This window comes from Runella sp. (genome assembly GCF_027484545.1).
GTDB lineage: Bacteria > Bacteroidota > Bacteroidia > Cytophagales > Spirosomataceae > Runella.
Genome location: NZ_JAIXST010000162.1, coordinates 1 through 15,084 on the forward strand (window position 1 = coordinate 1; position 15,084 = coordinate 15,084).

The 15,084-nt window shown below is 43.6% G+C and carries 11 protein-coding genes; 10 read left to right on the forward strand and 1 reads right to left on the reverse strand.

Going from position 1 to position 15,084, the window contains the following annotated elements:
* The coding region (locus Q0081_RS15230) for an LOG family protein (protein ID WP_298354934.1) at positions 1–372 on the forward strand (372 nt) is incomplete at its 5' end.
* Positions 373–458: 86 nt separating this feature from the next.
* Here Q0081_RS15230 and Q0081_RS15235 read toward each other — a convergent pair.
* The gene (locus Q0081_RS15235; protein ID WP_298354936.1) at positions 459–1,304 is read right to left on the reverse strand and encodes a hypothetical protein; all 846 of its coding nucleotides are present in this window, start codon (positions 1,302–1,304) and stop codon (positions 459–461) included.
* A 92-nt stretch (positions 1,305–1,396) separates the two neighbouring features.
* On the opposite strand from Q0081_RS15235, the gene Q0081_RS15240 reads away from it, so the two are divergent.
* From Q0081_RS15240 to Q0081_RS15280, 9 genes are all read left to right on the forward strand, one after another.
* Complete coding sequence (locus Q0081_RS15240; RefSeq protein WP_298354938.1) at positions 1,397–1,705, forward strand: hypothetical protein; 309 nt, start codon at positions 1,397–1,399, stop codon at positions 1,703–1,705.
* A gap of 41 nt (positions 1,706–1,746) precedes the next feature.
* On the forward strand, positions 1,747–5,604 hold the full coding sequence (locus Q0081_RS15245; protein ID WP_298354940.1) for an SNF2-related protein: 3,858 nt from the start codon (positions 1,747–1,749) through the stop codon (positions 5,602–5,604).
* 36 nt (positions 5,605–5,640) lie between these two features.
* Complete coding sequence (locus Q0081_RS15250) at positions 5,641–6,129, forward strand: DUF6932 family protein (protein WP_298354942.1); 489 nt, start codon at positions 5,641–5,643, stop codon at positions 6,127–6,129.
* Between the two features lie 3 nt (positions 6,130–6,132).
* Positions 6,133–6,339 carry a hypothetical protein gene (locus Q0081_RS15255; protein WP_298354944.1) on the forward strand — a complete coding sequence of 69 codons (207 nt, stop codon included), beginning with the start codon at positions 6,133–6,135 and terminating at the stop codon, positions 6,337–6,339.
* Positions 6,340–6,547: 208 nt separating this feature from the next.
* The gene (locus tag Q0081_RS15260; RefSeq protein ID WP_298354946.1) at positions 6,548–7,225 is read left to right on the forward strand and encodes an SGNH/GDSL hydrolase family protein; all 678 of its coding nucleotides are present in this window, start codon (positions 6,548–6,550) and stop codon (positions 7,223–7,225) included.
* A gap of 213 nt (positions 7,226–7,438) precedes the next feature.
* Positions 7,439–9,310, forward strand: a complete 1,872-nt coding sequence (locus Q0081_RS15265) for a DUF1800 family protein (protein ID WP_298354948.1) — start codon at positions 7,439–7,441, stop codon at positions 9,308–9,310.
* Positions 9,311–9,498: 188 nt separating this feature from the next.
* Complete coding sequence (locus Q0081_RS15270) at positions 9,499–11,001, forward strand: DUF1501 domain-containing protein (protein ID WP_298354950.1); 1,503 nt, start codon at positions 9,499–9,501, stop codon at positions 10,999–11,001.
* A 33-nt stretch (positions 11,002–11,034) separates the two neighbouring features.
* Complete coding sequence (locus tag Q0081_RS15275; RefSeq protein ID WP_298354952.1) at positions 11,035–13,419, forward strand: PA14 domain-containing protein; 2,385 nt, start codon at positions 11,035–11,037, stop codon at positions 13,417–13,419.
* 341 nt (positions 13,420–13,760) lie between these two features.
* On the forward strand, positions 13,761–14,858 hold the full coding sequence (locus Q0081_RS15280) for a DUF6544 family protein (RefSeq protein WP_298354954.1): 1,098 nt from the start codon (positions 13,761–13,763) through the stop codon (positions 14,856–14,858).
* Positions 14,859–15,084: the final 226 nt, after the last annotated feature.

The window sequence follows — 15,084 nt, forward strand, 5'->3', positions numbered from 1 at the left end:
GAGCAGCACAGCAATTTGTTCATTGACTCCGATAAAAATATCAACTTTGACTTTTTCTTTGTCCGTAAAGTAATGTTTGTCAAATATGCTCAGGGATTTGTAGTACTCCCCGGTGGATTTGGAACATTGGACGAACTTTTTGAAGCCTTGACACTGATTCAAACCAAAAAAATAGGTCGTTTCCCAATTGTGTTGGTGGGCCACTCGTATTGGTCAGGGCTCATGGATTGGATCAAGTCGACGATGTTGGAAGAAGAAAATAACATCAATCCGGAAGATTTGAAACTCTTTAGCATTGTGGATACGGCCGAAGAAGCCGTCCATGTGATTGATGAGTTTTATGCTAAGTATCTGCTGAAGCCGAATTTTTAATCGAATTAAGAAGAGGGAGGTACGAAGTAAGAAGTTGGATTATTTTCTACTTTTACCTCCTATTTCGTATCTCATACTTCTGCTTTTTATTCTTCAAATCGACTTCGATACGAATTGCGAAGACCATATAGGTAACGAATTGCAACCCCGAAATGACAACTTACGGGACGTAACGTACTAATTGAGATGCTTTGGGAGTAATTATTGACGAATAATTCGCTGTGGGATTCTAAGGCGGAAGCGCCGGCGTAACTGACGCGTCCAAAGCTGACCAATTCAAAATGCTGTCCAACGCGTCCGACAAATTCCAAACTTCCTTCTACTTCTAACTTGGCCCGGCCCGTAGTAAACGAGTGATTTTCAACGATTAAGGTGTCAAATTTTGTTCGGGAGCCGGAGGCGCGGGACAAACCGCCGAGTTGAAAACCGTCGAGTTCATTGCGTTTTCGAGTGGGTGTCCACAGAAGACCTCCACCCACGTATATGCCCGATTTTTTCTGAACATTTCCCAAACGAAAAACACGCCATTTGAATCGTACAGGAATGGTATGTTGAAGGTCATTGACTGAAAATCGAAAAGGACGGGTGATATTGACCAATAAAATAAGGTTGGAAGGATTGCGAATATAGCCAGTCTCTAGCGACCAACGAAGATTATGACTGTAGCCCAAATGTCCGCCGGCGTAACTGTCAGTGGCACCTTTCTTGTTGGCTAACAGTCCCGAAAGGCTGTTGGAAAGGGTGGACCCGTTCCATTTGCCGCCCCCTTCAATTCCAATGTACCAGTGATTATTGGCGCGCACCAAATCGGGATGATTGATTACTAAAGGAGTGGTGGCTCGTTTTTGTGGACGATAATAATCTTCAATCTGAGCGTTTGTGACAGTAACAAACCCTCCTAAAAACAGTATAAGCAGTAAAATTCGAACCATCAAGCGCAACCTGAGTTTAACCTGTGTAATAATACGGCTAAGATAGGAACTTCGTTGCAAAGGTTCGCGGTTTTATCGTTATTCGCGCAATTATGAAACTATTATTTCCATTGACGGAGATTGAGTCTCCTTTCAGAGTTGGTGACCGCGTTCGGGTGGACATCGCTACGTTGTACAAAAAGCCTCCTTATGACAGTATCGAAGGGACAATCTACCAAGTTCGCGTAGATTTCCCGCTGCTTTGGGCAACTAAACGGGATTTTAACTACGAAATGGCAGAGATTAAATTTCGCTATGGGGTGCTGCCCGACACTACTAAATTTCCCAAAATGAAAGATGTTGAAAATGAACTCTATGACTTACCCGAAGAATATTTGAGTGAATTGGGGTCAAATGTGTAGGGTGTAAAGTTTAAAGTAAAAAGTATATAGTTTTTTAAGAAATGGCATATTATAAAGGTTTAATACTGGAAAGTTTGGAGGCGTTACGCAAAGAAGCAGAGAGTGCGGTACGTCAGCGAGGAAGTGAGATTTACAGAGGGGGAGGGGTTAAGATTGCCAGTTTTGACGGAGATTATTACGCGGCAAAATTCAAAGTCGAAAGCCAATCAAGTCACGATAAATACGAAGTCGAACTCTCCAGTTTGGATGACCCCGAAGCGGTGGAGTGCTATTGTGACTGTCCTTCTGATATCTACCCCTGCAAGCACGGTATAGCGGCGGCGTGGGCGTTAGAAGATCATATCAAACGCGATTTTGGGCAAAATAAGTCAACCGTACAAGACCTTAAAAAAGTCATTATTGATATTACGGAGGCATCACGCCAAGCCGGCCAAAAAAAGCCGGAGCCTCCCAAGCCGACGATGTTTCGGATGAGCGATACAACGTTGCTTTTGAAAAATATAGAAGACCGACAAATTCAAAATAATTCATCGGCCAACCATTGGACAAGCAGGAGGCATTACCTTAATCTCAAATCGGTAGAGCAGGGAAAAGGCTACGAAAAATTTGAGATGTTCATCAAAAAATACGGTACCTATCACATTGCTATCAAACGCATTGAGAAGGGGAAATACAATTTTTCATGTTCCTGTGACCAGTTGCTTCGTACACCTCTTTGTGAGCACTTGATGGGGACGTTGGTGTGGTTGCAGGACCAACGAGGCCCGTATGCCCTCGAATTACTCAAAGATTGGAATCGGGAAAAAGATGCTTTACTGGCCAAGTACGGCTATTCTTCGCAGGATAATTTGGTCGGAAAATTTGACTTTAAGCTCGGTTTTCAGGGCGATTTAGAACTGATTTTATTGGATAAAAGTATCCAACCCATTGCGGGTGTTCAGTGGGAAAATGTGCTGAAAAGTACGTTGCCCATTAAGTCGCCCAGTCCGTTTGTACCGGTAGAAAGTGTGAAGGAGAAGCCCGTGTACGTATATTTGTTTGAACAATTTACGACCAAAGAACTGCCTTTTCTGAAACTGGAAGTAGCTAAGGGACAGCAAAATTCCAAAACGGGTAAAATTACGAATGTCAGTCGAGTCAGTTGGAATGACAAAGACCGCCCCGACGCCGATGCCGCTGATTTAGAGATTATTAAAGCAAGCCGTTTGTTGGAACAGGAGTTTTTGCACGAAACCCTTCGCCAACGCGGACACAAGATTTCTACCAATTCCTGGAACGTCAAATACACTGACGAAGCCATGGATGCGGCGTTGGAAATTACGGGAAAAGTACTGGAAAAGTTGTTCCCGCTGTTGATAGGTCATGCGGTGCGGGTCAATAAGAAAAATGATTCGTACAGTCATACCGGCAATGTCGTAGTCGTCAGCGAAACACCGTTGGATTTGCATTTCAAACTTTCACGGACGGATAACGAGACGGTTTTGGAGGCTTTTGTGAAACATGGCAACGACGAACTGATTCCCTTCCAGCAATTGCAGGATTTGGGAACGTATTGGTTGGCGGTATTACCTGAAAATGAATTATGTCGCTTCCGTTCACCGGCCGCGGCTAAAGTTGCCCGTCATTTCTTGGAATTAGGTGGCGCTATTCGCTTGCGCAGTGTGCGTGATGATGCTTTCTTTAACGGTTTTGTTATTCCGTTAGCAGACCAGTTTTCGTTGGAATTTGATGAAAATCAAACGATTACGCAAACAGATTTGGAGTGGCAGGAAGGGCGGGTCTATCTCAAAGAAGCCGACGACAATTTGCTCATTGTACCCGTATTTGTGTATTTGACCGAAGAGGGCAACGAGATTGAACTTCCGCGCGATTTTCGTCAGGCGCGGGTCAATGCCTTTGACAATACGGTTCAAATTCAACGTCGTGACTGCGATGCCGAAGAAACTTTTGCGCAATTTTTACAAAAACAGCATCCCGCTTTCCTTCACCAAACCGACGAATATTTTTATTTGCCTTCCGAACAGGTCTTGGAAAACGGGTGGTTGTTTCAGTTTTACGAAGCACTTAATCACAACGGAACCAAACTTTTTGGGTTCAATAACCTCAAAAAATTCCGCTATAACCCCAACAAAGCAAGCTTTAAAATCCGAAATTCGTCGGGTATTGATTGGTTTGATTTGCAGGTAGAAGTGAGTTTTGGTGACCAATCCGTAGCGTTGGCCGAAGTGCGTAAGGCCATTTTGAAAAAACAAAATTACATTGAGCTCAAAGACGGTTCGTTTGGGTTATTGCCCGAAGAGTGGGTGGCGCAATACGCGCAGTTGTTCCGATTTGGAAAAGTAGATGAGAAAAAAGGCACCTTGCGGCTATCCAAGCAGCATTTTACAATTTTGGAGCGCTACCGAGAATACATCGAAAATCCAAAATTGCTGAAAGAACTGGATGAAAAACGCGAAAAACTGCTGGATTTTAAGGAAATCAAAAAGATAAAATTACCCAAAAATATTACGGCCAAACTCCGTCCGTATCAGGAAGAAGGGTATAAATGGCTGCATTTTTTGGACGAATTTGGTTGGGGAGGTTGCCTTGCCGACGACATGGGATTGGGGAAAACCTTACAAATGCTGACATTTTTGCAGGAACAAAAAAACCGAAATCCCAAGGGAGTTCATTTAGTAGTCGTGCCTAAAACCTTGATTTTCAACTGGCAGGCGGAAGCAGCTAAGTTTTGTCCTGAATTGCGCCTGTACGTGCATACGGGGCCGCAGCGCAGTAAAAACATTCGAATTTTCAGTCGTTACGACATCATTTTGTCTACTTATGGCTCTGTACGTTCAGATATAGAACTGTTTCGGGAATTTAGATTTCATTACGTGATTTTGGACGAAGCGCAGGCCATCAAAAACCCCGATTCGATGATTGCGAAGGCGGCCAAATTGCTCAATTCCCAAAATCGCCTAACCATGACGGGGACGCCGGTCGAAAATAATACCTTCGATTTGTATTCCCAATTTGATTTTTTGAATCCGGGCTTTTTGGGACATGAAGACTTTTTTCGTGCCGAATACGCCAATCCGATTGATAAATACCAAGACAAAGCGCGAGCTGCTGAATTGCGCCGTTTGGTGTATCCCTTCATGCTCAAACGCACCAAAGAAGAAGTAGCCAAAGACCTGCCCGAAAAGACCGAAACGGTGCTGTATTGCGAAATGGACAAACGGCAGCGGAAAGTGTATAATGCTTTTAAAGACAAATACCGCGACCTGATTGCGGGCAAAATGGCCGAAGTCGGACGGGAGCAGGCGGCTTTTTTGATTTTGGAAGGATTGCTCAAACTCCGTCAAATCTGCGATTCCCCGGCGCTTTTGTCGGACGATGAAGACTACGGAACAGAATCAGTGAAATTGGAAGAGATTGTTCGTGAAATCGAAGAAAATGCTTCGCATCATAAGATTGTGATTTTCAGCCAGTTCTTGAAAATGCTTAACCTTATTCGGCAAAAACTCGAACGTGACCGTATTCCTTACGAATACCTCGACGGCAAGACCCAAGACCGCGCTGAGCGGGTCAATCGTTTTCAGGGAGATGATGAATGTCGCGTGTTTTTGATGAGCCTCAAAGCGGGTGGGGTAGGGCTGAACCTGACCGAAGCCGATTATGTCTACTTGGTGGACCCTTGGTGGAACCCTGCCGTGGAGCAACAGGCGATTGACCGCGTACACCGAATTGGTCAAACCAAGCGCGTTTTTGCGTATCGAATGATTTGTAAAGATACTGTCGAAGAAAAAATCGTACAGCTTCAAGATCGCAAACGCGCCATTGCCGATGACCTCATTTCAACCGAAACAGGCTTCCTCAAAAAACTCAGCAAAGACGATATTTTGGGGCTGTTCAGTTAAGAATCTTATTATATTTGTATTAATTGATAGTGAAAGATGTTGTTCTCATTTGATATAAGAGGTAATCTATTACCTGCTCAGAGATTAGTTGTACCGTTTGATACTTTCAAAGAAACTTTTGTTGATTCATTTGATCTGGATTCTACGCGGTACGCTATTTTTGAACAGTATTGCCTTTTTTTGAATGATTTTACGGAATTAGTCAGTAAGAAGTTTACACATTGGATAGACGGAAGCTTTGTCAGCAATCAAATTAATCCTAAAGATATTGATTTTGTAACGCTGATTGATTTTGATACCTATTACGCCCACCAAACGCTTATTGAACAACGCTTTCGTTTGCAGGGGCCCCGAGATTTATATGGGGTGGATGCTTATACGATTAGAGTATATCCTGAATTACATTCAAAGTATGTGCATACGTCAATGGATTTTGCGTATTGGAATAATTGGTTTGGTAAAACCAAAGCTAACAGAGCCGGTAAAAAATTTGATAAAGGATTCGTTGAACTTAACTTTTCGTAACTTATGCCTTATACTATTTCTGAACGGGCTGCCCGTGCTGCTGATATTTTGGAGAGTATCGAAGAATTAAATAGAATGATTGCTTTTCACCGTGACGAAAGTAAAGATGACTCCATGAGAAGTCAATACGAAATCATGAGACAGGAATTGCTCAAAAAGCTAAATGACGTATTGGCCTCTTATCAAATCTCCATTCAAACAGCAGCCTAACGATTTTCAAAATCGCAAAAGTGCCGTTGCTGCCGGAAGTCAGTTTCCTCAAGCAATTCAGGAAGAATAGAATACTGATTATTATGATTAAAAGGTTTGGAGTTTACCTTCAAAACATCATTTCAACATAACAATCAGCGTTCCGGCCTCAGGTAGAGAAATGCCTTATTTTACTTTAATGAGTAATAAAATCAACTCTAATAGTAAAATGAAAAGAATTCTTCGCTACCTCAAACTTAGCTTATTTACCATCCCTCTTCTCGCTGCCCAACAGGACAAGCCTATCCGCGTTGTTTTCTTCGGAGATTCTATCACTCAAGCAGGAGTAAAACCTGGCGGCTACATTGTAAAAATGGGGGAAATGCTTGAAAAACAAGGCCTAAAAGACAAATACGAATTGATAGGAGCGGGGATTGGCGGCAATAAAATCTATGATTTGTACCTGCGCATGGAAGACGATGTGTTGGCAAAACAGCCTAACGTGGTCATTATTTACATTGGTGTAAATGATGTGTGGCACAAGACAAGTTCGGGAACGGGTACGGACCCCGATAAATTTGTACGTTTTTACGAAGCTATTCTCAAGAAACTGAAAGCCGCTAACATCCGAGTAGCGCTTTGCACGCCGGCCGCCATTGGCGAACGCACTGATTTTTCCAATCAACAGGACGGTGACCTTAACCGTTATTCACAAATGATTCGGGATTTGGCCAAGAAAAACGGACTACTTCTCATTGATTTACGGAAATCGTTTCTGGATTATAACTTGAAAAATAACCCTAACAACGACGAGAAAAACATCCTCACCACCGACCGCGTTCACCTCAACGACGCAGGAAATCAGCTCGTGGCTGATGAAATGTGGACGGTGCTGAAAGGAATGTAAGTTTGTTTATTGTCCTTACAAAAAGCCATTAGCGGTCGGGAGACTCTAATGGCTTTTTTAATGTATTGTAAAGGGATTATGTGTATTATTGTATTCAAAATAGTGTGTCAGGTTTAGGTAGGTTGTGGGGGTAGGGTAAATAGAACACTGTTAAAGTAGCTTCCGTTTGCCTCCCATTACCTGATTTGATTACTCACCGTAACTTATTTCGGTATGAAATTCGCATTCCTCTTACCATTTTTCTGCTTTTTTATTTCATTTTCACAAGCGCAATCAACCATCACGTTTGGACAGGGAAATGTTCCGAATGTGACAGTGACTGCTTCATCGCAGAGCAATACAGCGATTCGGACGTTGACGCAAGCGGGTTATTTGCCCAATTTCGCAGCGGCCTCGCGCTTTCTTTTACAATCTACTTTAGGACATAATTTGGGGACAGTTCAGGATGTTTCCAATCTGGGGATTGAAAAATGGTTGGATGCTCAGATGGCCTTACCCAATTCGTTTCGTACTCAAACCTATTTGGCTCAGTTGCATCAGATGATGGTGGATTCGCTGAAAGTAAAGTTTCCCGCCAATACCTATACGCTTGCCAATGTGTACGTGGGTAACGCACATTTTGATGCTTCCTGGTTTCAGGGAGCGATGACCGCACCCGATGCCGTGCGATGGCGTGTGGCGTGGGCATTGAGTGAATTGTTTGTCGTTTCGCGGGTATCGGCGTTCGATGATAATCCGTATGCGCTGTCAAGTTACTATGATTTGTTGCTGGACAACTGTTTGGGAAACTATCGCACCCTGCTCGAAAAAATCACCTACCATCCCGCGATGGGCGTTTATTTGACTTTCATGAACAACCACGCGACCGATTCTACGGCAAAAGTCTATCCGGACGAAAACTACGCTCGGGAATTGATGCAGTTGTTTTCGATTGGTTTGTACAAACTTAATTTGGATGGTAGTGAAATGCGAGATGCCAATAATCAGCTCATTCCGACGTACAATAACAACGACATAGCAGGATTGGCAAAAGTATTTACGGGGCTATCCTGGGGCGACAGTCGGTACTTGGGCGACCGGGATAAAAGTAAATGGAGCTATACTTTGCCCATGAAATTTTTCCCCATTGACTCAAGCGATGTCAAAAAGAATCCAGGGAAAACAAAGCCACGAATTGTCAATGGTCACGAACCCGGTACAAAGACATTTTTGGGTAGTACGATACCGGCGCGGCCCGTTTTGCAGGGCGAACAGGACATTCAGGATGCGTTGACTATTTTGTTCAATCACCAAAACGTAGGCCCGTTTATTGCCCGAAGGTTGATTCAGCGATTGGTGACTTCCAACCCGTCTCCCGCTTACATTCAGCGCATTGCGACGGTTTTTAACAACAACGGTAGCGGTGTGCGCGGAGATTTGAAGGCGGTGGTACGGGAGATTTTACTGGATACCGAAGCGCGTGATTGCGGATTTGACCAGGCCAACAATGCCGTGGGAGCATTGCGTGAGCCGTTGTTACGGTACATGAACCTCATGCGTGGCTTGCCACTTACTACTCAGGGAGGAGTGTATCGAAATGTGATGGTGGACCTTTATAATCGGATTGAACAAAAAGCATTGAATTCCCCTTCGGTTTTTAATTTTTTCCAACCTGATTTTCAGCCCGACGGCGAACTGAAAAATGAAGGTAAGTTTGCCCCTGAATTTCAATTAGTGAATTCGCAGACCATTACAAGCTACGTTAATGCATTGAATCAATGGTTGATCAATGATGACCCCACCGAATTTTGGGGATTTTTTGAGGGAGAAACCTACAAGCCTGACCAAGATCCCAAATTTAATCTGGTAGGTGACTATGGATTCACGAGCAATGATAAAATCTCGCAGCTATTGGATAAATACAATCTCATTTTTACGGGAGGAAAATTATCGGTAAAGACCTTGGATTTGATTCGCTCCATGGTCATTAAAATGCCGTATTCTGAAGATGCCAACGGTGTCCCCAATACCGATGCCGCCTTTCGCCGAGTCAGGTTAATATTGGTGCTGATTATGTCTTCGCCCGATTATCTGGTCAATCGTTAAGAAATGTGTCCATCAAGACACGCGGGACTGCCCGTGCGGACAAAGGCGATTAAAGCAAAAATTACTTCATCTCCGAACTTATAAAATTTTTAATCTTATCTATTTTTAATGAGATAATAGGTTGTATATGAAGGGTTTGAAATCGGAAATTGAACATCGTAAATCAAAAATAGTATTACGCTCAACTAATGAATAGACGGAATTTTCTAAAACACGCTGGTTGCGCCACAATGGGCTCGACTACCCTCCTCAGTACGTTGACTCAGTTAACCTCACTCAACGGAGCTTTGGGAAAACAACCGAGCAGTGCCGCGTATCCAACCGATTACAAAGCCTTGGTTTGTATTTTGTTTTCGGGCGGGATTGATTCCTATAACATGCTGATACCTATGGGTGTTAACGCGGGTGGCGACAATGGTTTTAATGAATACAAAGCCATTCGAACTGACTTGTCGGTAGTGAATCCCATCGCGCTCACCAACCCCCAATGTGCCGGTTTTCGGGGATTACCATGTAACTATGCAGCTTATGGCGTACATCCACAAATGACGGGAGTGCGCGATCTGTTCAACAGCGGCAAGTTGTCTTTTCTCTCTAATATCGGAACTTTGGTCGAGCCGATTTTGAATAAAACCCAATACAATAGTGGCCAAAAGAAACTGCCGTTGGGACTATATTCTCACTCCGATCAAATTATGCAATGGCAAACATCAGTGCCGCAGAGCCGCAATGCCCTCGGTGTTGGTGGTCGAATAGCCGACTTGCTCAATGCCGCCAATGCCAATGCGGAGGTTTCAATGAATATTTCGTTGGGTGGCAAAAATCCCTTTCAACGCGGACAGGACGTTTCGGAATATGCCATCAGTAATAACGTTCAGCCAAGTAATGTAGGCTTTCAGGCGTTGCCCTCTTGGTGGGGTAATTCTGGGTATCTCTCTGATTTGCGCACTTCTACCATCGACAGTTTAATGTCGCAGACGTACGCCAACCTGTTGCAAAAATCCTACGCTTCAAGTACCAAAACTACCATGGCGGCCATGGAGTTTTTTAGGGCAGCACTTAATAAAGTACCTACGATAAACACCGCTTTTCCTGCCAACAAATTAGCGACGGACTTATTGGCTATTGCAAAAATCATCAGCGTACGAAATCAATTGGGAGCGAAGCGTCAAATCTTTTTTGTCAATTATGGGGGATGGGACATGCACGATGGCCTGTTGACGGGATTGGATAGCAAGTTGCCCGTAGTGAGTCAGGCCCTCAAGGCCTTTTACGATGCCACGGTCGAATTGGGCGTAGCCAACCAAGTGACTTCATTTACCATTTCTGATTTTGCCCGTACCATTACTTCCAACGGAAACGGCTCTGACCACGCTTGGGGAGGCAACCAAATCGTGATGGGAGGGGCCGTCAATGGCGGAAAAATAGTGGGAACTTTCCCAAAAATGGACGTGAATTATCCGATGAATGTTTCGTTCCGAGGAAACTTTATTCCTGCGGTTTCGACCGATGAATTCTATGCAGAATTGGCGCTTTGGTACGGCATCAGCCCCAGCGATTTGTGTTATGTATTGCCCAATATCGGTAATTTTTACAGCTACAGTCTGGGGAAGTATCCCCTTGGTTTTATGAATTTTAACGACACCACTGTTTCGACCGAAAACTATCCGCAAAACTGTCTGACGTATTAATTGGAGGAAATGACAAGGTTAAAAAAAGCTGAAATGACAAAATTTAACTATACAACGCGTTCCTTTTTTTTATTCCTGTTGATTTGGGCAATTGCTTCCTTGGAGCTCAGTGCACAAAATTGCGTTGGGACTCCGGGACAGGTAAAATGGTCGTATTGGACCGCTTTCAATAATGTTTTTCCTGACAGCACTGACTTGGCTGCTCTCGAAAATTTCCCAAGCCGCCCGGATGGCTCACAACTCCTGAGTTCTTTAAAAGCACCGGTGAACTATACCGAATACTTCGCGGCCATGATGCGGGGCTACATTTATGTGAATCAAACCGCTACTTATAGATTCAATTTGACGGGCGACGACCGCGCTATCTTTTATTTAAGCACCAATGATGCTCCCGCAAATAAAAGAAAGAGAGCAGAGGTAACCTCTTATACCGGAATTACGGAATACAACAAAACGACTGGGCAAACTTCTCAAGTGATTGAATTAATTGGAGGTCAAAACTATTACTTTGAAATATACACTTTTGAGGGATGTTGTGGCGACCACAGCACACTGTACTGGCGTAAAAATACAAATCCGGACACCACTTGGCGAGTTATTGATTTTAACAATCTCAAGGAATACGCCTGTGAACAGACCTGTCCTCCGCGGGGTACGGCCTGTAATGACGGTAACGCACAAACCCAAAACGACCAACAGGATGGATTTTGTAATTGTGTTGGTACCATGCCAACGGCCAATAAATGCGTAGGGGAACGCGGTGTGGTAGAGGCTTATTATTTCGATAATATTACCGGCAGCCGAGTAGAGCCTGACCTTATCAATTCGCCTAAATTTCCGCTGTTGCCCGACCGAAAGGAGAAATTGAAAGGGATTGCAGGGCCCAATTTTGCGGCGTATGCTAAAAACACGTATGGCTCGTTGGTGCAGGGGTTTTTGACGGTTCCGGTATCAGGAACGTACGAATTTAACCTGACGGGCGACGATCAAACCTTCTTTTATTTAAGCAAAAACGACTCCATTCAGTACAAACTATACCGGCAGGCTACCTTGACTTTTGGAGTGGATGAAACAGCGCATACAACCTATGCCACTCAAACCATCGCACCTTTGTTTTTGGAGAAAGGTAAGTATTATTATTACGAAATAAGGCACAAAGAAAATACGGGGCGCGACCATTTTAATCTATACTGGAAAACGCCTTTTCACGAATTCAGAACCTGGAAACGGGTTTCGGACTTTTATCTGCACGACTATAAATGTGAGGTTTCGTGCGTTCCCAACAATACCCCCTGCAATGACGGAAATGCGTTCACTAAGAATGATAAATTCCTAAATTGCGAATGCGTAGGTACGCCCTGCTCGGGCCCGGATTGTGATGATGTAACCGCCCAATATCAAAAATACAACTACTGCGCGCCTACCCAAAACATCACCAATACGAGCGATGTAGCGTGGGTGTCGTGCGCAACTGCGGCCAACCCCAATTCGGCCAGAGGGGGTCAAAATCACTGGATTAAATACGATTTTGGCAGTCCATATACCTTGAAAGGAACACGGGTATGGAATTACAATGTGGTTAATGAAACCAACAAGGGCTTCAAAACAGTGTACGTAGACTATTCAACTGACGGAACAACGTGGAAGCAATTGGGTGGAGTGTATACGTGGCCAACGGCTCCTGGTACGGCCCAATATGTCGGTTTTTTAGGCCCTGATTTCAACAGCGTCAAAGCTCGTTACGTTTTGATTACGGCTACTCAAAATTGGGGAAACGCGACTTGCTCGGGCTTCAGTAAAATTACGTTTGATGCGACAAAATGTGATTTGAGCGGGGTCTGTAACGACGGTGATCCGCTGACGGTGTATGATAGGTATGACAACAACTGCAATTGCAAAGGAGTCAAACTTGCCTGCATTGAAGATACCATTAGAACGGGTTCCGTTTCTGTGGTTGCCTCTCCTCACAATGCAAAAAAGGCAATTTTTTCAGACGGTAACGTTCCCACTTCACAGAATATTGCTTTTACGGCGGGCAAAAGCATTGTGTTACTGCCTGGCTTTAAAGTAAACGGCGGAGCTACTTTCTCGGCTAAGATTGCGGCCTGTTTGCAAGCCGCTTTTGCACAGGAACAATTGGTACAGAAAACCGACTCAACCGCTTCTGAATTTGGCACAGAGCTGACCGAGGAATCCGACATCAGGCAAATTGTTTTTCGTCTCAACAAACCTGGGCAAGTCAGTTTACTTCTGAAAGATAAAGAAGGACAAATTCTGGCGACGCTTATTGATGATTATTATCAAAATCTGGGTACGCAAATTAAGTATCTGCCTACGGCTCGTCTGCCGAAAGGGATGTATTTGATCGAATTAACGGCGAATGAAACCAAAATCAGCCAGCAATTTATGGTGGAGTAGTAAGGGATTGTTTGTTCAACTTATTGAACCGAAAACTTAAGCCCGACCCTGTTGAATAGTCCGGTGGGGTGATTCCATTTTGAGCCTCGCTTAGGTGGGTAGTTTACCCTGCTGCAATTTCAAAGATAAAGTTGCCTCCGTCTGAGTGATAATCACATCGCCTTCAGGAGGGTATTTTACAGCTTTTATTTTATGCGTACTCCTTCTTTAAAGAGCTAATAATCTACTCTTTTACTGTTTTATTGACATCTGTCATAGTAAGTTACTGGTCAATATTCTACATTGATTCGTCAACAGTGATTGACGAGATTTCCACACGTTACTGAAAATTATAGCCACACATGAAGCTATTCATCCTATTCCTGATTGCCGTTCACGGGCTGATTCACCTGCTTGGTTTTGTAAAAGCCTTTCATTTTGCGGAAGTGAACCAACTGATACAAAGCATCTCCAAGCCTGCTGGACTCCTATGGCTGCTGACCGCCCTCCTGTTTATAGCAACTGCTGTTTTATATTTTTTCGAAAAAGAAGCGTGGTGGATTACCTCCATAGTGGCATTGATTCTATCTCAAATCCTGATTTTTACAAGTTGGCAGGATGCAAAGTTTGGAACGGTAGCCAATGTACTTATCCTGATTATTACCGTCATTGGCTATGGTACGTATCGTTTTAGTAATGGATATAAAAGAGAAGTGGTTATTGGCTTAAAACAAACAGCACTTGCATCGGATGTTCTGTTGACTGAGGCCGACATTCAACACTTGCCCGAACCGGTTAGAAAATACCTTCGCTTTACTGGGGCTATGAATAAGCCGAAAGTGCGCAATTTTAAAGTGGAATTCGCTGGGCAAATCAGAAAAGATGAACAATCCGAATGGATGCCGTTTACTTCGGTACAATACAATTTTATGGATGCTTCCACCCGGTTATTCTTTATGAAAGCAACGATGAAACACCTGCCCGTGGCGGGTTTTCACTGTTTCAAAAACGGAACGGCTTTTATGGATATCCGTTTATTTTCCCTGTTTCCAGTACAATACCAAACGGGTGCCGAAATGGGCGTGGCCGAAACCGTAACGTTTTTCAACGATATGTGCTGTATAGCCCCCGCGACCCTGATTGACAAACGTATAAAATGGCTGGAAACGCAGGGAAATAAAGTAAAAGCAGAATTTACCAACAACGGAATTGCGATTTCGGCTTGGCTGTATTTCAACGACCGAGGAGAGTTAATCAATTTTGTTTCAAATGACCGATATGCTGTTTCCGAGAACGGGAACATGAAACAAATTCCCTGGACAACGCCCTTAAAGGAGTATCGAACAGTGGGCGGTCATCAATTGACGGGCTATGCTGAAACCATTTATGCCTATCCCAAAGGGGATTTCTGCTACGGAAATTTTAGGCTTACTGCTATTGAATACAACTGCAAAAAATAGAGACAAAAACGTTTAAAATCATATTGAAGTCTGATTTTGATACTGTTTTATTACCAACAGTATTGTTATATTTACCTAATGAACAGGTTGAACGCACCTAATAATCTCTTAGATTCAAGGAGTAAATGTAACTTTTAAAGAGGGCAAGAGAAGTAATATTTTTGAGAAAGAAGGGGTATCCCCCTTCTCCCCAAGGATAAATTACGTATAATTGCCTTCCGTCCAA

Coding starts and splice junctions, on each gene's coding strand:
- Q0081_RS15235 (WP_298354936.1), bottom strand. CDS start 1,304: ATGGTTCGAATTTTACTGCTTATACTGTTTTTAGGAGGGTTTGTTACT.
- Q0081_RS15260 (WP_298354946.1), top strand. CDS start 6,548: ATGAAAAGAATTCTTCGCTACCTCAAACTTAGCTTATTTACCATCCCT.
- Q0081_RS15265 (WP_298354948.1), top strand. CDS start 7,439: ATGAAATTCGCATTCCTCTTACCATTTTTCTGCTTTTTTATTTCATTT.
- Q0081_RS15245 (WP_298354940.1), top strand. CDS start 1,747: ATGGCATATTATAAAGGTTTAATACTGGAAAGTTTGGAGGCGTTACGC.
- Q0081_RS15280 (WP_298354954.1), top strand. CDS start 13,761: ATGAAGCTATTCATCCTATTCCTGATTGCCGTTCACGGGCTGATTCAC.
- Q0081_RS15270 (WP_298354950.1), top strand. CDS start 9,499: ATGAATAGACGGAATTTTCTAAAACACGCTGGTTGCGCCACAATGGGC.
- Q0081_RS15240 (WP_298354938.1), top strand. CDS start 1,397: ATGAAACTATTATTTCCATTGACGGAGATTGAGTCTCCTTTCAGAGTT.
- Q0081_RS15250 (WP_298354942.1), top strand. CDS start 5,641: ATGTTGTTCTCATTTGATATAAGAGGTAATCTATTACCTGCTCAGAGA.
- Q0081_RS15275 (WP_298354952.1), top strand. CDS start 11,035: ATGACAAAATTTAACTATACAACGCGTTCCTTTTTTTTATTCCTGTTG.
- Q0081_RS15255 (WP_298354944.1), top strand. CDS start 6,133: ATGCCTTATACTATTTCTGAACGGGCTGCCCGTGCTGCTGATATTTTG.